Below are 21021 nucleotides of genomic sequence, written 5' to 3' on the forward strand. Positions count from 1 at the left end.
TATATTATTTTGCTATTTTACTGCTTTAGCTGCTTCTAAAATTTTATCATAACTTGGTTCACTTGTAATCTCATCTAAGTATTCTACAAATGTTACATTATCATTTGAATCTACAACGAATGATGCTCTTGTTAATAAACCTAATTCTTTAATATATGTTCCTGTAGCTTCTCCAAAACTTCTGCTTTTATAATCAGATAAAGTTTTTACTTTTTCTACATCTTCTAAGCCACACCATCTTGCTTGAGCAAATGGTAAATCCATTGATACTGTATAACAAGTTACTCCATTTAAATTATCTACTTCTTTATTAAATCTTTTTACTTCCATATCACAAACTGGAGTATCAATTGATGGTACTGTTAAAAACACTCTTGCTCCCTTTGTATCTTTTAAAGTAAATTCTCCTAAATCATTTGTTGCCACTGAAAAATCTTTAAATTTATCTCCAACTGATAATATATTTCCTTCTAATGTTATAGGTGATCCTTGAAATTTAACTGTTTTCATTTTATCATTCTCCTCGCTTTAAGATTTCTATTTTATCTTTTACAAAATCTCATAAAATTATATATCTCTATTATATACGATAATAATTATTTGTAAATATTAATTATCCATAATGTAAAAATTTTTATAAAAATATTTAATATAAATTCAAATTTTTAAACTCTTTATTTTATATCCATTAAAGAAAAAAGGATTAGCAAATGCTAATCCTTTTATTTAAATAAATCTTTAAATCCTTTTTTATGAGAAGTTCCTTCCCCCATATTTTCTCCACAAGATTCCATGAATACCTTTAAAGCCTCTTTTTGCTTTTCATTTAAATTCTTAGGAATATCAACTATAACCTTAACATATTGGTCTCCTCTTCCTGATGAATTTACTCTTGGAACGCCCTTTCCTTTTAATCTAAATAAGGTTCCTGATTGTGTTCCTGCTGGAATTATATATTTTACATCTCCATCTACAGTTGCAACAGTTATTTCAGTACCTAATGCTGCTTTTCCCATAGAAATATGAGCATCTATATATATATCATTTCCTTTTCTTGTGAACTTTTTAGAAGAAGTAACATTAATTCTAACATATAAATCTCCTGCTGGGCCATCATTAGTTCCATGATCTCCTTGGCCTCTAAGTGGCATTACATTTCCTGTATCAACTCCAGCTGGAATATTCACAGTTATTTTTCTATTTTTTCTAACATTTCCCTTTCCATGACATGTTGTACATGGCTCATCTATAACTTTACCACTTCCACCACATGTACTACAAGTTGATGTGCTAACAAAGCTTCCTAATGGAGTTTGCCTTTGTACTCTAACTTGCCCTTGACCATGACATGTTTGACACGTCTTTGCAGAAGTACCTGTTTTTGCTCCACTTCCTTTACATGACTCACATTTTTCGCTTCTATTTATAGAAATTTCTTTTTCTACACCAAATATAGCTTCTTCAAATGTTAAATTAACTGTGTATTCTAAATCAGCACCTCTTTGTGGTCCATTTCTTTTTCTTCCACCACCGCCACCAAAGAAGCTATCAAATATATCTCCAAAACCTCCCATTTCTGAGAAGTCAAAGCCACCAAATCCACCTGAACCAAATCCACTTCCATCAAAATCTACACTTCCGAATTGATCATATCTAGCTTTTTTTTCTGGATCTGAAAGCACTTGATAAGCTTCATTTATTTCTTTAAACTTATCCTCTGCTTCTGTATCACCTTGGTTTTTGTCAGGATGATATTTTATAGCTAGCTTTCTAAAGGCTCTTTTTATTTCTTCATCTGAAGCTCCCTTTTCAATTCCAAGGGATGCATAATAGTCTTTATTTGCCATCTACTTCACCACCATTTTTAATTTTAAACTTTATAAAAGGGAAGACGACTCAAGCCTTCCCTCATATATTATATATATTAGAATAATAAGTTACAACTATTTATCGTCTTTAACTTCAAAGTCTGCATCAACTACATTATCATCATGTGGAGTTTGACTTGCACCTGCTCCGCCCATATTATTTGGATCAAATCCTTCTCCTGCTGCTCCATTAGCATTTGCATCTGCATATATCTTTGATGATATAGCATAGAATTCTTGATTTAATTCATCCATAGCTTTCTTTATAGTTTCTAAATCTTCTCCATCTTTAACCTTGTTTAATTCATCAAGCTTAGCTTGTATCTTAGCCTTGTCTTCTGCTGATACCTTATCTCCAAGCTCTTCTAAAGTCTTAGCTGTTTGATAAGCTACTTGGTCAGCATTATTTTTAACTTCTATTTTTTCTTTTCTCTTCTTATCTTCTTCAGCAAATTTTTCTGCTTCCTTAACTGCTGCATCTACTTCAGAATCACTTAAGTTTGTTGAAGCTGTAATAGTTATATTTGCTTCTTTATTAGTTGCCTTATCAAGAGCTGATACTTTAACTAATCCATTTGCATCTATATCAAATGTAACTTCAATTTGAGGAATTCCTCTTGGAGCTGGAGCAATACCTGATAGAGTAAATCTACCTAATGTCTTATTGTCAGCTGCCATTTGTCTTTCACCTTGAACTACGTGAATTTCAACTGATGTTTGGCCATCTGCTGCAGTTGAGAATGTTTGGCTCTTTTTAGCTGGAATTGTAGTATTTCTTTCAATAAGTGGTGTAGCAACTCCACCTAAAGTTTCAATTCCTAATGTTAATGGAGTAACATCTAATAATAATACATCCTTAACTTCTCCTGTTAATACACCTGCTTGAATAGCTGCACCAACAGCAACACATTCATCTGGATTTACTCCCTTTGATGGTTCTTTTCCAGTAAAGTTCTTAACTGCTTCTACAACAGCTGGAATTCTTGTAGATCCACCAACTAATATTATTTTATTTATATCGCTTAATGAAAGATTTGCATCTGATAATGCTTTCTTCATTGGCTCTATTGATCTTTGAACTAAGTCATGAGTTAACTCATTAAATTTAGCTCTAGTTAAATTCATATCAATATGCTTTGGACCTGTTGCATCAGCTGTTATAAATGGTAAGTTAATGTTAGTTTGCATTGATGATGATAATTCAATCTTAGCCTTTTCAGCAGCTTCTTTTAATCTTTGAAGTGCCATCTTATCACTTCTTAAATCTATTCCATTTTCAGCCTTAAATGTATCTGCTATGTGATCCATAATTCTTTGGTCGAAGTCATCTCCACCTAGCTTAGTATCTCCGTTTGTTGATAAAACCTCAAATACTCCATCTCCTAATTCTAGGATAGATACGTCAAATGTACCACCACCTAAATCATAAACAAATATCTTTTGGTTAGTATCCATTTTATCTAAACCATATGCTAAAGCTGCAGCTGTAGGTTCATTTATTATTCTTAAAACTTCTAAACCTGCTATTTTGCCAGCATCTTTAGTTGCTTGTCTTTCAGAATCATTAAAGTATGCAGGAACTGTTATAACAGCTTGAGTTACTGACTCTCCTAAATAAGCTTCTGCATCAGCTTTAATTTTTTGAAGTACCATTGCTGATATTTCTTGTGGTGAGTGATCTTTTCCATCTATATTAACTTTATAGTTTGTTCCCATATGTCTCTTAATTGATATTATTGTCTTATCAGGATTTGTAATTGCCTGTCTTTTAGCTACTTGACCTACTAATCTTTCTCCATTAGCTTGGAATGACACTACTGAAGGTGTAGTTCTTGCTCCTTCTGAGTTGCTTATTACTACTGGTTCTCCACCTTCCATAACAGCTACACATGAGTTTGTTGTTCCTAAATCAATTCCTATTATTTTTCCCATAATTTATTTCCTCCTAAAAACTATATCTTTCAATTTATAGATTTTGTTTATATCAATATTAATTAGCTACCTTTACTACTGTGTATCTAATTACTTTGTCGCCTCTTTTATATCCCTTTTGGAATACTTCAGCTATAGAATTCTTTTCAAAATTTTCATCTTCTATATGCATAACAGCTTGATGAAGATTTGGATCAAACTCTCCAGTTGAATCTATTTCTTCAACACCTAATTTTTCAAAAGAGTTCTTAAATCCCTTTATAGTCATTTCAATACCCTTTTTTAAATCATCTACGTTTCCATCTACTGCTATAGCTCTCTCTAAATTATCTAATACTGGTATCATTTCTTTTAATACATCTGTACAAGCATCTGTATAAATACCTTCTTTTTCTTTAGTTGTTCTTTTTCTATAGTTTTCATATTCAGCTGATATCCTAAGCAATCTTTCTTTTAAAGCATCTAGTTCGTTACTTAGTTTTTTATTTTCGTCTTTTAATTTTCTCATAATATCTAGCTCATTTTCCTTATCATTTTTTTCTTCTAAGATTTCTTCAACTATATCATCTGAAGATTCATCTGTCTCTGCTTCAACAGTAGAATTTATATCTTCATTTTTTTCTGTTTCAATTGCTTCATCTTTTAAATCTTCTCTCACTTCTCTGTTATCTTCCACAACAACACCTCATCTCTTTTATTCTATAATTTGATTTCTTAGGCTTTTATTTAACTCTTTCATAACTTGCCCCATAATGGCAATAACCTTTGAATAATTTATTCTTTTGGGTCCAATTAGTCCTATTTTCCCTATCGGTCTGCCATCTAAAGAGTATTCAGCAGATATTATAGAGCAATCTTTAGCTTCTGGAAAATAATTTTCCTCTCCTATTCTAATGGTAATATCATTACCTGGCTCTATCAAATCTATTAAACTATCCTTATCATTTATAAGAGAAAGGATTTCTTTTGCTTTCTCAATATTGTTGTATTCTGGATAGTTAAATATATTTGTTGTACCTTCAACAAATACTTCTGTATTATTCGCCTCTTTCAAGGTTTCATATAAAGCTGGCAGTATCCCATTAAAAACTTCATCAAAACCCTTCAGTTCCATTCTAAGATTGTTTATTACTTCTAAGTTAATTTCTTCAATTGTTAAATTTCTTAGCCTTAAATTTAAGACTTCATTTATCATTTGAATAGTTTCAGGCCTTGGCATATTATTTACCCTTATTCTGTGATTCTTAATAACTCCACTGTCTGCTACTATAACTGAAACCAAATTATGACTGTCAATAGTAAGTAATTGAATAGATTTTATATAACTACTTCTTACAGATGGAGTTTGCACTACTGTAGTTAAATTAGTAAGCTCTGATAACAATGAGCAAGCTTTCTTAACTATCTTATCAACCTCATACATTGCTGAATTTATAATGTACTCCTTAATTTTTAGTTCCTCTTCACGAGTTAACCTTCCAGTTTCCATTAGCTTATCTACATATAGTCTATACCCCTTATTTGAAGGTATTCTACCTGCAGATGTATGTGGTTGTTCTAGATACCCCATATCTTCTAGATCAGCCATTTCATTTCTTATTGTAGCTGACCCAACTCCTAAATCATATTTCTTAGCTATTGTTCTTGAACCAACAGGTTCACCTGTCATGATATAGTCATTAATGATAGCCTGAAGTATTTTTATTTTTCTTTCATCAATAGCCATAACATCACCTCTATCTGTTAGCACTCATTATTACTGAGTGCTAATGACTACAATATCAATATATTCCTTATTAGCTTTTTTGTCAATTTCATAAAAGTATAAATTAAATAATATAATTTCAACATATTAAATTATTATTATTTTTCTTAATTTTTCTATTACATTCTTAATTTTTCTATATAAATCATTTTATAATATAAAATCACTCATAACACCATTTGATAACTCCACTCCCTTTTCAGTGAGCCTTAATTTATTATTCTCTAATGTAATTAGTCCTTTATTTATATTTTTATCTATAACATCTTTATATATACTGTTAATATCTATTTCAAATTTTTCTTTGAATTTAATTATATTTATTCCCTCAATCATTCTTAGTCCCATAAACATATATTCTTCCATATCATCCTTTTGTGAGTTTTGAAACTCTTCCTCAACAATAGATTCTCCTTTATTAATCTTTTCTATATAAGATTTTACATCTTCTATATTCTTTATCCTTTTTCCATTTATAAACGAACTTGATGCTGAACCAAGTCCTAAATATTCTTCACATTTCCAATAAACCTTGTTATGAAGACATTCATATCCCCTTCTAGAGTAATTTGATATTTCATATTGATTATATTCATACTCTTTTAATATTTCCTTAGTAATTGAATACATACTTCTTTCTTCTTCTTCTGATGGAAGTATTAATTTATTCCTTTCCCAAAGTTTATAAAACGGTGTACCTTCTTCTACAATTAAGCTATATGCAGATATATGCTCTGGTTGTAATTTTGCTATAGTTTCTAATGATTCTATCCATTCATCTACACTTTGGTTTGGTAATCCAAACATCAAGTCTACATTTATATTCTTAAATCCAACTTTTCTAACTAAGTTGAAATTTTCTTCAAACTGCTTAAAGCTATGTATTCTTCCTATATTTTTTAATAAGGAATTTTGAATAGCTTGTAACCCCATACTTATTCTATTTACTCCGCCATTTATCATAGTTTTTAATTTTTCTTCATCTAAGGTACCTGGATTACACTCCATTGTAAACTCTATATCTTTATTTAATTTAAGGTTACTTATTGTTTTTAGTAAATTATCTATTTGATGCGTTTCTAAATATGATGGAGTTCCTCCACCTATAAATATACTTTTTATTTTATAATCTGTTACTTTTTCATTTATTTCTTTGCACAATGCTTCTACATAATCCTCCTTAAGATAATCTATTGAAGCATATGATGGAAAATCACAGTAAAAACATTTTTGCTTGCAAAAAGGTATATGTATATAAAGGGCTATTTCCTTTAAATTTTTCATTTTATTATCACTCTTTCTATAAGTAAATTTCTCTTTATTGCTATTATACATAACTAAACAAAAATTTAAAGCTAAAAATAGAAGAATAGATTAAACATGTTAATCTATTCTCCTATTTCCTATAATTCCACTAAATCTATATTGATTACATTATGAAATATTATATCTTTTTGAACTCTCTCTATTCTTGTATTTATTATATTGTTTTCAAAATTCAATTGAATTTTTGATTTTAAACCATTTCTTAAAAGATGTGTTTCTAGCTTATGCCCAATCATTGATATTAGACATATTTCTCCATTCTTTCTTTTAAGAGTACCTGTTACCATTCCTAAATTCCTTAAAGTTTTCCCTTTCTTTTTTATATCTCTTAAATTAGCCTCTAACATAAATCCACCTCACCTAAAATTTTATACAATTTATATATATTTATAATCCTAAAATTTAATTACAAAATATATTTATTAAGTAAAGAATTTTATTTATAAATATAACTAGCAATAAAAATAATTTAGAATAAATTAATTATATATTAATTTATGAGGAGCATTTATTTTGAAAACTTTTAAGATACTTGCATTTGATGGTGGTGGTATTAAAGGAGCTTTAAGCGTTGAAATTCTCTCTAGAGTTTGTCATAAATATCCTGGCTTTTTAGATGAAATAGATTTGTTTACTGGTACTTCTACAGGTTCAATAATAGCTGCTCTCTTAGCTAATAATATCTCTATTAAAGATTTAAACAACTTGTATAGCATTCCTGTAGCAAAAAAAATATTTTCACCATCTCACTTTAATTTAATTAGGCCAAAATTTAGTAATACTAACTTAAAAAATATTATTTCAAATTATTTTAGCGATGATCTTAAAATAAGTGATTTAAAGAAATATATTTTTATTCCTGCTTTTGATGTAAAGGGAGTTAATAAACCATCTTGGGAGCCAGTTTTTTTTAATAATCTTTCTAAAAATTCAACTTCTGACTTTAGTGTTAAGGATGTAATACTAGCAAGTTCAGCTGCTCCTACATACTTTCCATCCTACAAGGACTTTATAGATGGTGGAGTAATTGCTAACTCACCTACTGCTATTTCATTATTAGCTACCCTTTCAGCATTTGGTAACACCTATGATTTTAAACAAATAAGACTACTTTCTATAGGTACTGGTGATAGTCCTGAAAGAATTAAGGGAAAAACAGAAAAATGGGGAATATTACAATGGTCTTTTCATCCATTTACTAAGATGAAATCACCTTTATTATCACTTCTTATGGATGGTATGTCTGATTTAGAAAATATGTATTGTAAGGAGTTTCTAAAATCTAATTATTTTAGAATAAATCCTAGAGTCTCTAAGTTTATAGAAATGGATAACTATAGATTTATTCCTTATTTAAAATCAATTGCAAGTAATTATGATTTATCAACACTATATTCTTATATAGAAAATATATATTTAAAATAGTTTTATATTTCATGAACAAACAATACTATTTTTAATATAATAAAGTATAATATTACCACCTTACTCTTATAGTTATCTACGAAAAAGGCTAAGTCTCTTTAATTGAGCTTAGCCTTTTTCATATTTAAATTTATTAATCTACTTTAAGTACTGCCATAAATGCTTCTTGTGGTATTTCAACTGATCCCACTTGCCTCATTCTCTTCTTTCCTTCTTTTTGCTTTTCTAATAGTTTCTTCTTTCTTGATATATCTCCACCATAGCATTTAGCAAGAACGTCTTTTCTCATTGCCTTAACTGTTTCTCTAGCTATTATCTTTGATCCAACTGCTGCTTGAATTGGAACTTCAAACATTTGTCTTGGAATTATTTCTTTTAGCTTTTCAGCTATTCCTCTTCCTTTTTCATATGCTTTTTCTCTTGGAACTATCATAGATAAGGCATCTACAACATCTCCATTTAACATTATATCAAGCTTAACTAATTCAGTTTGTGTATATCCTTTAAATTCATAGTCTAATGATGCATATCCTCTTGTTCTAGATTTTAATGTATCAAAGAAATCATATACTATTTCATTTAAAGGTATATCATAGTTAATTGAAACTCTTGTTTCTTCTAAATATTGCATATCAATGAAAGTTCCTCTTCTTTCTTGACATAATTCCATTACAGCTCCAACATAATCAGATGGTGCTATTATACTTGCTTTAACTATAGGTTCTTCCATATACTCTATTTCTGTAGCCTCTGGAAGATTGGTTGGGTTAGTAAGTTCTATTACTTCTCCATTAGTTCTTATTACCTTATATATTACTGATGGAGCTGTTGTAATAATATCTAAGTTGAATTCTCTTTCAATTCTCTCTTGAATTATTTCCATATGTAATAAACCTAAAAATCCACATCTAAAACCAAATCCTAAAGCTATAGATGTTTCTGGCTCAAAACTTAAAGCAGCGTCATTTATTTGAAGTTTTTCTAATGCGTCCTTTAATTCTTGATATTTTGCTCCATCTACAGGATAAATACCTGAATAAACCATTGGAACTGCAGGTTTATATCCGGGTAATGCTTCTTTTATTGGTCTATCAGCTTCTGTTATAGTATCACCAACTCTTGCATCCCTTACATTTTTAATGGATGCAGCAATATACCCAACATCTCCAGCTCTTAATTCAGATATTGGTAAAGTCTTAGGAGTAAATACTCCGACTTCTGTTACTTCATAAACCTTATTAGTAGCCATTAACTTAATCTTAGTTCCAGGCTTAACTACTCCATCAAAAATTCTTACATAAGAAACAACACCTTTATAACTATCATAATAAGAGTCAAATATTAGTGCTTTAAGAGGTGCATCTTCATCTCCATCTGGTGCTGGTACTTTTGCTACTACTGTTTCTAAAACATCACCTATATTTAAACCAGTTTTTGCAGATATCATTGGAGCATCTTCTGCCTCTATTCCTATAATATCTTCTATTTCTTGTTTAACTTCATCAGGTCTTGCAGACTGTAAATCAACTTTATTTATTACTGGTGCTATTTCTAAGTCATTATTTAATGCTAAATAACAATTGGCTAAAGTTTGTGCTTGAACACCTTGAGTAGCATCAACTACTAAAACCGCGCCTTCACATGCAGCTAAGCTTCTTGAAACCTCATATGTAAAATCTACGTGTCCTGGAGTATCTATTAAATTTAATATATATTCATCTCCATCTTCTCTTCTATATATAAGTCTTGCAGCTTGAGACTTTATAGTTATTCCTCTTTCTCTTTCTATTTCCATATTATCAAGAATTTGCTCTTCCATTTCTCTTTGTGTAAGAGTTCCTGTGGCTTCTAATAATCTATCGGCTAGGGTTGACTTCCCATGATCTATATGGGCAACTATTGAAAAATTTCTAATATGTTTTTGTCTATTACTACTCATATATAAAACTATTACCTTATTTTAAGCTAATAGTCACTTCACCCCCATTATAATTAAATCAAGGTAAATTATATCATAAAGGATATGATATATGTCAATATAAATGTGAAGTTATGAATATATCTTAATTACTATAGTTAACTTAATTTTCCAAAAAATCATCTACTATATTATCCAGCTTATCTTTATTGGTATTTATTGAACTATTTTCATTATTACTATTCTTTTCTTCACTATTTTTATTTTCATCATTATTCCCTTTTATTTTCCCATTAATTTTATTCTTTATACTAGTAAAGGAATTGTATATACTACTACCTAACATATAAAATTTATTAGTTATAGGATTATTAGTATTTATCCTAAGATCTTTTTCACCTATTTTTATAGTTGGACTTTCATTTTCATTATTTGATTTATATATTTTAACTTCTGCATTATCTTTTATAAACTCTTCAAAATCTTCTCCAAATTCTTCTTTAACTATTTCATAGTTATCTTCTCCATTACCTATTGGTGATAAAGCTCTAGTATTTACTATATTAATTTGTATAAATCCAATAAATACTACTAAGAAAAATATTATTGTTCCAATTAAAACTTTTTTATTAAACAAAAGAGCACCCCCTAGTTTTTTAATATCTATAAGGATGCTCATATTTACTAAATTTTATTCAATTATCTATTTAAATGCTCTGCTAATATTCTTGCCATATATTTTGCACTTAATCTAGCTTCTTGAGAAGTATTTACATTTGATCCAAACTCTATTAATAAAGAATTGTTACTTAACCCCTGATTAATTGAAGTTGCTGCAAATTCATAAACATAAGTAGGCTTCATAAGTCCTGGGAATAATTTATTCCCAATACCGTTTAGTTTATCTGTTAACGCTTTGTTTGATTCGTAAGTCGAACTATTTTCACCTATTACAAACATCATTTTCGCTAAATTTTGATCATTTAAATTAATAGTATATGAATTTTTAAGTGTAGCTGCTTTAGCTCCATCTACACCATCTCTATGCAAGTCAATTATTAAATCAAAATCTCCATACTCATTTAAATATTTTTTTAAAGTTTCATTAGATCTCTTATAGCTATCATTATATACAACGCTATGATTTGTTTTATCATGTATTACTGATATTCCATATCCTTCTTCCAATTCCTTAGCTAAAACTTCTCCAACCCCAACTACGTTACAATCACTCTCTATTGTGTCTGAAGCTGATTCTGAATAGTTTTCTGTTGTATGTGTATGGAATATAAGTACCCTTGTCTTACTGTTATCTAAAGTCTTCTTTAAGCTTGAATCATAAGCTGGACTTATTTTATTTAATTCTGCAATTTCTTCTGGTGTAATTTTAGTGACACTTGTATCACTAAGCTTAAATGGTTTTAGTATTGGTAGATGATTACCTATATCATTTTCTACTAGGCTACTATCATTAAATAAAGCTATTTGATTTGCTATTATATCTGCTGCATTTATATTACTTAACCCTAAAGCTTCTAATGCAACTTTTTTAATTGATATTTTATTTTCACTATAATTTGTTTCATCATACGCTTGAGTTTTCACAAGAGGCATTCCATAATTCAAAAGTTGGACATATGCATATCCACCTCTTTCATTATATTTATTTATCACGCCAACAGATCTCGCAAAAAACACTACAACTCCTAATATGATAATTATATATCCCATATTAAAATTGAACTTTGTAGAGGAAGATTTTCCTCTAAAGCCCTTCGCTTTTTCTTTATTAGGCATAGTTTGTCTTAATGAATACAACGGCAACTCCCCCTTCTCTATAATATTTATATTAGGGGAGTTACATAATTATTAATACTTTTATTAAAATTATTTAATTAATTCATAAATTTATTTATATCTTCCATATCTAAATTGGGTTGTACAGCCATATTTATTCCATTTGCTATTATTTTAGATAATGATTCAATTACAGCATCTACATCCTTTGGAGTTACCATTAAATCTCCTACAAATGGATCTAATATTTCTTTTACTAAATTGCTTTTTTCAGCTTTGTCTACTGACTTCAACATGTTATAAAACTCTTTTCCTGTTTCGGATTTACTTATAAGCTCATCTAATAATAAATCTATAGTATCATTTGCTATTGTTGAAGCATGAACTACAGTTGGAACTCCAATTGCAATAACTTTTACTCCTAATACTTCCTCATTTATTTTCATCCTATGGTTTCCAACTCCTGCTCCTGGTGAAATTCCTGTATCACTTATTTGTATAGTTCTATTTACTCTCTCTAACTTTCTTGATCCTAAAGCATCTATACATATAACTAAGTCTGGTTTAATTTTATCTACTAAGGATTTTACTATTTCTCCTGTTTCTATTCCTGTAATACCCAAAACACCTGGTGATATGCAACAAACAGGTCTTACAGAATCATCTATTGCATCTGGCATCACTTGTTTTAAATGCCTCGTTACCATAATCTTCTCTGTTACTTTAGGTCCTAAAGCGTCTGGAGTTACTTTCCAGTTTCCAAGACCTACAACTAGGGCTGTTTTTTCTTCTGGCATATTAACTAATCTTTTTAATACATTATCCACAACTTTTGATACCTTATCCATAGATTCTCCATCATAATGTGTGAATTCAGGGAAATCTATAGTTATGTAATTTCCCTTTGGTTTGCCAAGTTCTTTTCCTGCTTCATCGCTTTCTATTGTTACTGTAGTTATTTTTATATCCTCCTCTTGTTCTTCTTCTACAATTACTCCATCTAACTCTCTTTTATTTTCCTTTGTGTACATATCTTTTGCTTCTATAGCTAAATCTGTTCTTACATTTACCATAAAAATACCTCCAAACTTTTTTACCTCTTTCTTATTTTTCCTTAATGTTATAATTTAATACTTGAACTTATAAACTTTCAATGATATAATCTAGTATGTTAAAAACGAACTCGAACGCAGATTTCCCCAAAACTGCAAAGAGACCCTATAAAATTATTAAGGGGGTGAATTTGGAATGGCAAATATTAAATCAGCAAAAAAGAGAATTAAAGTTACAGAAGCTAAAACTTCTCAAAACAGAATGATTAAATCAGCTTTAAAAACTGCTATAAAGAAGTTTGAAACAGCTGTTACTGCAAACAATGCAGAAGAAGCTAAGGTTCTTTTCCCTAAGGCTGTTAAGGCATTAGATATGGCAGCTCAAAAAGGAGTATGTCACAAGAACATGGTAGCTAGAAAGAAATCAAGATTAGCTGCAAAGTTAAACGCTATGGCGTAATCAAATAAGAAGCCGGTCCTTTGGACCGGCTATTATTTTACATAATTACTTTACCATAAATATATTAAAAAGCATAAACTCCATTTCCATGGTCTTGTCAACTCCCGATGACTTTAATTTGTTTTCTGTTTCTAAACAAATTTCCATTAATTTTTGTAATTGATTCATGGTAAATTTATTACATTGACTAATAATCTTTTCACATACAAACGTAGGTAATTTATACTTACTAGCCAAGCTATTAACATCATATCCATTTTTACTTAGTATCTTAATCTCATATAACCTTTTAAAGTTATTTTCTATATTAGTTATAATTAGCATATGTTGATCATTCTTTAATAATAACTCATCTAACAAATCAATGGCTCTTTCGACTTTTCTTTGAGATATTAAATCTACTAAATCGAATATATCATCTTCACTGGAATTCACTATTAATTTATCTATGTCATTCTTAGTTATTTTTTTGCCTTCAGTATAAGAAATAATTTTATCTGCTTCTCTTTTAATAATATCAAAATTATTTTGAACTTTCTCTGCAAAATATCTTGCTTCTATTTTGCCTATTTCTTTTCCATATGACTTAAATACTTCTTCTACTTTTTTATAGTATCTATCTTTTTTAAGCCTATCAAAATGTACAACTTTAGATACTTTATCTAGAGACTTAATCCTATTATTTTTTCTTGGATTATCCCTCTTATCATTAAACAAATAGTACATAATAAGAACTGTATATGAAGGTATATCTTTTAAATATTTAAGTAGTTCATTATAAATTTTTGTTCCTGAACTATCTGATTTATCTTTTAGAAAAGCTGCTCTATACACGACTACTACCTTTTTCTCTCCCATAAAGGGCATAGTTTCACAAGCATTTATAATATCATCAAAATTTGTAGTTATACCATCTAATCTTATATAATTAAGATCCAAAAGTGATTTATCTACAGCATTATTTACAATTAAATTTATTCCTTCTTTTATAAGTTCTTCATCTAATCCACAAAAAATATATGAATTATCTATTTTGTTTTTCTTTATTTCCCCTTCTAGTGCATCAAAATCTATCAATATAATCTACCTTCCCTTAATCTAATACTAAAACCTTATTTTTCAGTAAAATTATTTTATTGTAATTTCCTGATTTAAAATCTATTATATCATAATCGCTAGTATTTTTCCCTGTTGATGTCTTGATTAAATAGGTCTTATATTTTCCTTTTAGCACTATATCCTTATTATATTTTAATATTTTAAATTCACTATTTATATTTATATTATTAAAATCCTTATATGCATTTTTAGATAAAGTGATTAATTTAATTTTCTCTAAATCTATACCACTTTTTAATCCAAATACAGCTCTTTCGCCTTTGTAACTTAATGAAATAGCACCTTCTTTAAAATATTCAATTTTAGGAAGTGGACAATATATTAGCATATAATAATACATTAGTATAACTGTAGGAAAGTATATCACCTTTTTATATCCTTTTTTATAAAAATATACTGTAATTAACATAACCATATAACTTATATTTATAATTTCATTTAGATATATATAATTAGGTGTTATATTAAGTAACCATTCAGTTGCTATATCTATAAACATAGTCACATAATAAGTTAAAAAAGCAATATAATTAAATAATATTTCAAAGTTCATTACTAAAGCTAGTATATTTCCTAATACTACAACTATATTAATTAGTGGTAATAATATTAAATTACCTAATAAAAATCCTAATGAAAATTCCCTAAAGCAACCTACCAATATTGGAAATGTAAAAACTTGTGATGATATACATATAGCTATTCCTTCTCTTAAGAATTTAGGTATTTTATATAACTTTTTATTTATAGTCTTATTAAATAATATTATTCCAAGAGTTGCTAAAAAGCTTAACTGAAATCCTACTTCAAAGATACTATAAGACTTAAATAAAGTTATTATGATTCCAGAAATAGATAATGCTGCAAGTGGGTTATAATTTCTTTTTAGTGGGGTTGCAAAGGTCATACACAACATCATTATATATGCTCTTACTGTCGATAAGGCTGCCCCTGTAAATATCACATATATTATTGAAATAAATGGAGCTATTTTTTCTCCAAATATTCTTTTTAATATTGAATAAACTAGCACCATATGAAGACCAGATACAGATATAGCATGAAGCACTCCTAGACTTTTCATATTTTCTTTGTCTTCTCTATCAAGAAATTCAGTATAGCCAAATGATATTGATGTTACTATAGCAGCTCTTCTATAGCCAAGTTTTTCTTTCAATATATCAAATATCTTCTCTCTTAGTTTATATATTCTAGCCTTTAAATCTATGTCTAATTTTTTAAAACTCTTAACTTTATATTCCCCAATTATACCTTTTTCTCTATTTAATTCTTTTTTAAAATCACTGTTTAATATAAGCTTATCTCCTAAACTAATACCTTTTATATTGCCAGATAAATATGCTTTTCTCCCCTTTACTTCTCCTATTGCTCCGTATGAGTTTATTGATGTTATTCTAACTTCTTCATTTCCTACTATATCTATATCATTATAATGAATATTATTTACTATTGGTATAAAGAAAAATATCAGCATTATAATTGAAAAATTAAGTTCAGTTTTATATATGAGTATTATAAAAAAGCAGCTAGCAATTAATATTGCTAGCCACTTGTTTTTATATGAAAGCGTAAATATATAAGTAGATAGAATAAAGATTAAAAATATATATGGTAGTATATTTATCTTTTCTTCATAATTCAAATGGCATCACCTCATTTAATAAGTTTTACCATTTTTTTATAATTATATCTCCTAATAAGAAAATAATCGTTAACCAAAATATTACAATAATTACTAAAATGGAATAAGAAAATCCCTGTAAGAAAATTAATAAGAATATAGATGCTATATAAATTAAAATAGATATTAAAAATAGTTTTACCCCTTTGTATCTTCCTCTTTTAAAGATTTTACTATTAACTAATGTATCAATTATAAGCATAATACCTATCAATAAAAATCCTATGACATCATAATTATCCTTTATAAAATAACTTGCTACTACAGGAATAATAGAAAATAAAATACCTTTTATAACTAATTTTTTACCTCTTAAATTAACATTCCCATATATCATGTTTATAAGTATTATAGGTGAAAGAAGTAAGAAATTCATTAGTATTATAAAGTATTCATCTACTCCAACTCCATTTGTAAAAAAATACTTTGCATTAAAAAATGCTATTTCTGTTAATATTGTTAAAACATATATACTTACACCTTTATTTACTCCATTTTCTACTTCTTTATGTTCCTCTTTTAACTTAAGAAATGCTTTAATACTACTTTTCTCAGTATATATATCTCCTATTTTCTTTAAGAGCATTGATATTTTTCCTTTTACTATACCAATTTGAGCTAGGCTTATAAGAGAAATATCGCCTAATGTTTCTCCCTCTATCGCAAACTTATATTCATCCATATTATATAAAGACACTATTTTATGTTTTTGTTCTGGATTAAGCTTACAGAAAATTCTTGTTTTAGATACAACCTTAAGTATCTCCTCGTTACTTAATGAATCTAATTCAACTCCTGATGATATTTGCTCTGAAGAAGATATAAGTCCTATTTTCCTTCCTAGTACTTCTGCTGAAATTTTATTATCATCATTGAATATTATTGGTAAAACTTCATTATCTATAAGATATTGAATCTCATCAGCAACTTCATCAACTAAAGGATTTGCTAATGCCATAATTCCAACAAAAACTAAGTTACTTTCTACATTTTCATGTTCTGACGGCTCGTAGCTAAAGCTTCTATAAGCAAAGCCTTCTGTTATTAGCCCTTCTTTAGAAAAGTTTAAATCTGCAAGCTTAATTTTTATTATATCTTCTGAAGTAAGTTCTTTTTCTATTCCATTAATAAGAATATGAGTACAAGAACTTAATATAGTTTCTAAATTTCCTCTACTATTTGCTCTATAACCATTTCTATTTTTGTTTACTGTTGTTACCATATTCTTATTAGAATCTCTTGGCATTTCAAACTTTCTTCTATTCTTATTCTCTAAATTCGCCTTAAAAATTGAGTTTTCAACTCCATATTTTACATATGCAATTTCAAACATATCTCCCTTAGACCAATTATTTTCATTATTATATTTTGCATTATTACAAAGAATAGATATATCTAAAAGTCTTTTTATATTTATATCACTTTTCTCTATTGAATTAGCATTATATATTTGTTCATTTGTATAAAGTTTATCTAAGTATAATTCCTTTTTTGTTATGGTTCCTACTTTATCTAAAAATATTATTTTTAGATTATCAACTAAATCTAAAGATGAAAAATTAGTTAACTCAATTTCATCTTCTAACATTTTATTTTTTATATATTTTCCATAGTATGTTATTATTAGAGGTATAAATATGCAAATTATAGCAAATATCCCCTGTGCAAATAGCTGTTTTTTCTCTATTAATTTCCCTGGAAATATAGCAGCTAAGATAGTCTGTATCAAAATTAAGCATAATCCTATTTTAAATATCATTTCTTCTATTTTATTTATAGTGATATCTTTTTTACTTTTTGAATTATCTATTATTCTAATTAATTTACCTAGTTGAGTGTTATTACCTGTTTCTACAACAATACCTTTTCCAGAACCTTCTTTTACTAAAGAGCCTCTAAAAAGCATATTATTTATATCTCCTATAGATGTAACCTCACCATCTAACTTAACAGAATATTTATCTTTTAAGAATTTATCTCCAGTTATACTTCTTTCATCAACCTTAATATTTTCACTTTCTATAATTCTAATATCTGCTGCAATTAATGAATTTTTTCTAAAATATACTATATCTCCAGTAACTAAATCCTCAGCTTCTATTAATCTCTCAACACCTTCTCTTAAAACTAATGCTTGTGATGTATTTAGATTTTGTAAAATCTCTATCTCTTTTTCCTTAGATAATTCATGATGAAATTTCAAACCTAAATTAAGTAATAATAATAGTATTGTTAATATTGCCATAATATTAAATTTGTTTAGTAAAAAGAAAATTATAAATGCTAAGAATACATATAGATACTTTTGTTTAAATATATCTAATATTAATTTTACTTTTCCTCTAGAGTATGGTAAATAAATTTTATTATCTCCGTTCTCATTTTTTCTAATATCACACTCATATTGGTAAAGACCTTTATAAATATTGCTCTCTAATAATTCAACTACTTTCAACCAGGTATTTCCGTAGTACTTTTTCATTATTCCCCTCCCGATTTCAAAAATCCGCCATTTATTCCTATTATTTTTATACTTATTTTAATTATATCATCTTTTTTACTTAATTTTCTATAATAAAAAACCTAACATCTTATAGTATAAGTTGTTAGGTTAATTTTTTAAAGTATTAATTTGCAATATTTTCTATAATTATATATTAAGACTTTGTTTTTGGATTAAATATTAAAGCCATTATATATCCAAAGAAAATTGCTGCCGTTATACCTGCTGCTGTTCCTGTTATGCCTCCAATAAAAGCACCAATTAATCCTTTTTCATCTACAGCTTTTAACGCTCCCTTAGCAAGAGTATTCCCAAAGCCAGGTAAAGGTACTGTAGCCCCTGCTCCTCCTATATCAACTAATTTATCATATATACCGAATGCGCCTAATATAGTTCCTACTGTTACGAAAATTACTAATATTCTTGCTGGAGTTAACTTAGTTGTATCCATAAGTATTTGACCTATTACACATATTATTCCGCCTACAATAAAGGCGCTTACATATTCCATATTAGTTTCTCCCTTCTATTCTTCTTTAAACTCTATAGCTACTGCATGTGCAATTCCTGGAATACTTTCACCTTGTAGTGATGAAGTTGTACTCATTAATGCCCCTGTAGAAATTAACAATAGATTTTTTATTTCTTTTCTCATTAACTTTTTATAGAAACACCCTGAAGAAACTACGGCAGAGCATCCACAACCACTTCCACCTGAATCTGTATTTTGAATGTCATCATCAAATATCATATCTCCACAATCTACATAATTTTCTCTTATATCATAACCATACTCTAATAATAACTTACAAGTAATTTCCTTTCCAACTTTACCCAAATCGCCTGTAGCTATTATATCATAGAACTTAGGATCTCTTCCTGTATCTTTAAAATGCATTGCCATGGTATCTACAGCAGCTGGAGCCATAGCTGCTCCCATATTATTAGCATCCTTTATTCCATAATCTTTAACAACCCCTGTAGTTATATAAGTTACTTCTGGGAAATTTCCTTCTTTACCTAACACCATTGCTCCTGAGCCTGTTACTGTCCATTGAGCAAGCGGACTTCTTTGTGCTCCATATTCTAAAGGAAATCTAAACTGTCTTTCTGCAGAACTAAAATGTGAAGATGTTGAAGCTACAACATAGTCTGCAAATTCACCATCCATCATCATAGAAGCTATACTTAATGATTCTGACATTGTTGAACATGCTCCATACAATCCAAAAAACGGTATATTTAATTTTCTCGCAGCAAAAGATGAAGATGTTAATTGGTTTAATAAATCTCCAGCAAACAAATAGTCTATATCTTCTTCTTTTAAATTTGCACGATTTATTGCTCCCATTATTGCTGTGTACATCATTTCACTTTCAGCTTTTTCATAACTTTCTTTTCCAAACATATCATCATTTAATATTTCATCAAAATAACTGCTTAATGGACCAGCGCCTTCTTTAGGTCCAACAATAGAGTACGTTGCTATTATTTTAGGAGGGTTTTGAAGCTTTACAGTTTGCTTTCCAACCTTTTTTATATTTAAATTTTTATCACTCATAGCAATTCACCTTTCTTATGTTAATAGTTTAATAAAGTAATAAATAATACCTACTATTACTGAACTTCCTATACCATATACTAATACTGGTCCTGCTATGGTAAACATTTTTGCAGCTACACCAAATACGAAACCTTCTTTTTTGAATTCTATAGCTGGTGCTACAATAGCATTTGAGAATCCTGTTATTGGAACTACTGTTCCCGCACCTCCAAATGAAGCTATTTTATCATATATACCAACTCCAGTTAATAAAGCTCCTAAAAATACCATTATTATCGGTAATATCATTTTTACGTCATCTTCTAGAAATCCATATTTAATTAGAAGTGTTTGTAAAATCTGACCAATTGTGCAAATTGCACCTCCAACCAAAAATGCTCTTACACAATTTCTAACTAGCTTAGGTTTAGGATTTGTTTGATTAGCTATAGTTTGAAATTTATCCATTATCTGTTGTTCATTAGGTGTCTTTTTTTTAGCCATATTTATTACTCCTTTCTAAATATGTATAATTTTATTATTCCAATTATTGCGAATATAACACTGGAATATCTTTGAAAAAAACAAAAAAATCTTTTGATTTTGTTTCA

General features: G+C 28.4%; 19 protein-coding genes. 2 read left to right on the forward strand and 17 right to left on the reverse strand.

Going from position 1 to position 21021, the window contains the following annotated elements; translation table 11 throughout:
• Positions 1 to 12 precede the first annotated feature (12 nt).
• From tpx to ACH36K_RS16320, 7 genes are all read right to left on the reverse strand, one after another.
• A complete protein-coding gene (gene tpx, locus ACH36K_RS16290; RefSeq protein WP_411168649.1) occupies positions 13 to 510 on the reverse strand; it encodes a thiol peroxidase in 498 nt (165 codons plus the stop codon).
• Positions 511 to 722: 212 nt separating this feature from the next.
• Positions 723 to 1847: a molecular chaperone DnaJ gene (gene dnaJ / locus ACH36K_RS16295; protein WP_411168650.1), complete on the reverse strand. Its 1125-nt coding sequence runs from the start codon at positions 1845 to 1847 to the stop codon at positions 723 to 725.
• 96 nt (positions 1848 to 1943) lie between these two features.
• The gene (gene dnaK, locus ACH36K_RS16300) at positions 1944 to 3800 is read right to left on the reverse strand and encodes a molecular chaperone DnaK (RefSeq protein ID WP_411168651.1); all 1857 of its coding nucleotides are present in this window, start codon (positions 3798 to 3800) and stop codon (positions 1944 to 1946) included.
• Between the two features lie 58 nt (positions 3801 to 3858).
• A complete protein-coding gene (gene grpE / locus ACH36K_RS16305) occupies positions 3859 to 4476 on the reverse strand; it encodes a nucleotide exchange factor GrpE (protein WP_411168652.1) in 618 nt (205 codons plus the stop codon).
• 18 nt (positions 4477 to 4494) lie between these two features.
• Positions 4495 to 5526, reverse strand: a complete 1032-nt coding sequence (gene hrcA, locus ACH36K_RS16310; protein WP_411170718.1) for a heat-inducible transcriptional repressor HrcA — start codon at positions 5524 to 5526, stop codon at positions 4495 to 4497.
• 189 nt (positions 5527 to 5715) lie between these two features.
• Complete coding sequence (gene hemW, locus ACH36K_RS16315) at positions 5716 to 6849, reverse strand: radical SAM family heme chaperone HemW (protein WP_411168653.1); 1134 nt, start codon at positions 6847 to 6849, stop codon at positions 5716 to 5718.
• Positions 6850 to 6968: 119 nt separating this feature from the next.
• Positions 6969 to 7238 (reverse strand): hypothetical protein, encoded by a 270-nt coding sequence (locus ACH36K_RS16320; protein ID WP_411168654.1) that lies wholly within the window; start codon positions 7236 to 7238, stop codon positions 6969 to 6971.
• A 166-nt stretch (positions 7239 to 7404) separates the two neighbouring features.
• Here ACH36K_RS16320 and ACH36K_RS16325 point away from each other — a divergent pair, with 166 nt between their 5' ends.
• Complete coding sequence (locus ACH36K_RS16325; protein WP_411168655.1) at positions 7405 to 8316, forward strand: patatin-like phospholipase family protein; 912 nt, start codon at positions 7405 to 7407, stop codon at positions 8314 to 8316.
• A 133-nt stretch (positions 8317 to 8449) separates the two neighbouring features.
• Here ACH36K_RS16325 and lepA read toward each other — a convergent pair whose 3' ends face one another.
• The 4 genes from lepA to gpr form a co-directional block, all read right to left on the reverse strand.
• Entirely contained in the window at positions 8450 to 10255 is a 1806-nt protein-coding gene (gene lepA, locus ACH36K_RS16330; RefSeq protein ID WP_411168656.1) for a translation elongation factor 4, read from the reverse strand.
• Between the two features lie 142 nt (positions 10256 to 10397).
• Positions 10398 to 10871: a hypothetical protein gene (locus ACH36K_RS16335; RefSeq protein WP_411168657.1), complete on the reverse strand. Its 474-nt coding sequence runs from the start codon at positions 10869 to 10871 to the stop codon at positions 10398 to 10400.
• 62 nt (positions 10872 to 10933) lie between these two features.
• Positions 10934 to 12052, reverse strand: coding sequence for a stage II sporulation protein P (locus ACH36K_RS16340; RefSeq protein WP_411168658.1), 1119 nt, complete (start codon positions 12050 to 12052; stop codon positions 10934 to 10936).
• Positions 12053 to 12129: 77 nt separating this feature from the next.
• Positions 12130 to 13104, reverse strand: coding sequence for a GPR endopeptidase (gene gpr / locus ACH36K_RS16345; protein ID WP_411168659.1), 975 nt, complete (start codon positions 13102 to 13104; stop codon positions 12130 to 12132).
• 175 nt (positions 13105 to 13279) lie between these two features.
• Here gpr and rpsT point away from each other — a divergent pair, with 175 nt between their 5' ends.
• Positions 13280 to 13543 carry a 30S ribosomal protein S20 gene (rpsT, locus tag ACH36K_RS16350; protein ID WP_322458931.1) on the forward strand — a complete coding sequence of 88 codons (264 nt, stop codon included), beginning with the start codon at positions 13280 to 13282 and terminating at the stop codon, positions 13541 to 13543.
• Between the two features lie 45 nt (positions 13544 to 13588).
• On the opposite strand, the gene holA is transcribed toward rpsT, so the two are convergent.
• The 6 genes from holA to spoVAC all read right to left on the reverse strand — a co-directional run bounded on the left by holA (position 13589) and on the right by spoVAC (position 20914).
• On the reverse strand, positions 13589 to 14620 hold the full coding sequence (gene holA / locus ACH36K_RS16355) for a DNA polymerase III subunit delta (protein ID WP_411168660.1): 1032 nt from the start codon (positions 14618 to 14620) through the stop codon (positions 13589 to 13591).
• Between the two features lie 16 nt (positions 14621 to 14636).
• Positions 14637 to 16325 carry a ComEC/Rec2 family competence protein gene (locus tag ACH36K_RS16360; protein ID WP_411168661.1) on the reverse strand — a complete coding sequence of 563 codons (1689 nt, stop codon included), beginning with the start codon at positions 16323 to 16325 and terminating at the stop codon, positions 14637 to 14639.
• A gap of 25 nt (positions 16326 to 16350) precedes the next feature.
• The gene (locus ACH36K_RS16365; RefSeq protein ID WP_411168662.1) at positions 16351 to 18846 is read right to left on the reverse strand and encodes a hypothetical protein; all 2496 of its coding nucleotides are present in this window, start codon (positions 18844 to 18846) and stop codon (positions 16351 to 16353) included.
• Between the two features lie 175 nt (positions 18847 to 19021).
• Positions 19022 to 19378, reverse strand: a complete 357-nt coding sequence (spoVAE, locus tag ACH36K_RS16370; protein WP_411168663.1) for a stage V sporulation protein AE — start codon at positions 19376 to 19378, stop codon at positions 19022 to 19024.
• 15 nt (positions 19379 to 19393) lie between these two features.
• Positions 19394 to 20428, reverse strand: a complete 1035-nt coding sequence (spoVAD, locus tag ACH36K_RS16375) for a stage V sporulation protein AD (protein WP_411168664.1) — start codon at positions 20426 to 20428, stop codon at positions 19394 to 19396.
• 15 nt (positions 20429 to 20443) lie between these two features.
• On the reverse strand, positions 20444 to 20914 hold the full coding sequence (spoVAC, locus tag ACH36K_RS16380) for a stage V sporulation protein AC (protein ID WP_322545759.1): 471 nt from the start codon (positions 20912 to 20914) through the stop codon (positions 20444 to 20446).
• Positions 20915 to 21021 lie beyond the last annotated feature (107 nt).

The organism is Clostridium sp. MB05, from assembly GCF_046581255.1.
Taxonomy (GTDB): domain Bacteria; phylum Bacillota; class Clostridia; order Clostridiales; family Clostridiaceae; genus Clostridium.

What these genes read in the sequence shown, in the direction of transcription:
- tpx (WP_411168649.1), bottom strand. Translation starts at nt 510, where the DNA reads ATGAAAACAGTTAAATTTCAAGGATCACCTATAACATTAGAAGGAAAT.
- ACH36K_RS16320 (WP_411168654.1), bottom strand. Translation starts at nt 7,238, where the DNA reads ATGTTAGAGGCTAATTTAAGAGATATAAAAAAGAAAGGGAAAACTTTA.
- spoVAE (WP_411168663.1), bottom strand. Translation starts at nt 19,378, where the DNA reads ATGGAATATGTAAGCGCCTTTATTGTAGGCGGAATAATATGTGTAATA.
- spoVAC (WP_322545759.1), bottom strand. Translation starts at nt 20,914, where the DNA reads ATGGCTAAAAAAAAGACACCTAATGAACAACAGATAATGGATAAATTT.
- spoVAD (WP_411168664.1), bottom strand. Translation starts at nt 20,428, where the DNA reads ATGAGTGATAAAAATTTAAATATAAAAAAGGTTGGAAAGCAAACTGTA.
- hrcA (WP_411170718.1), bottom strand. Translation starts at nt 5,526, where the DNA reads ATGGCTATTGATGAAAGAAAAATAAAAATACTTCAGGCTATCATTAAT.
- hemW (WP_411168653.1), bottom strand. Translation starts at nt 6,849, where the DNA reads ATGAAAAATTTAAAGGAAATAGCCCTTTATATACATATACCTTTTTGC.
- rpsT (WP_322458931.1), top strand. Translation starts at nt 13,280, where the DNA reads ATGGCAAATATTAAATCAGCAAAAAAGAGAATTAAAGTTACAGAAGCT.
- dnaJ (WP_411168650.1), bottom strand. Translation starts at nt 1,847, where the DNA reads ATGGCAAATAAAGACTATTATGCATCCCTTGGAATTGAAAAGGGAGCT.
- ACH36K_RS16365 (WP_411168662.1), bottom strand. Translation starts at nt 18,846, where the DNA reads ATGAAAAAGTACTACGGAAATACCTGGTTGAAAGTAGTTGAATTATTA.
- gpr (WP_411168659.1), bottom strand. Translation starts at nt 13,104, where the DNA reads ATGGTAAATGTAAGAACAGATTTAGCTATAGAAGCAAAAGATATGTAC.
- lepA (WP_411168656.1), bottom strand. Translation starts at nt 10,255, where the DNA reads ATGAGTAGTAATAGACAAAAACATATTAGAAATTTTTCAATAGTTGCC.
- dnaK (WP_411168651.1), bottom strand. Translation starts at nt 3,800, where the DNA reads ATGGGAAAAATAATAGGAATTGATTTAGGAACAACAAACTCATGTGTA.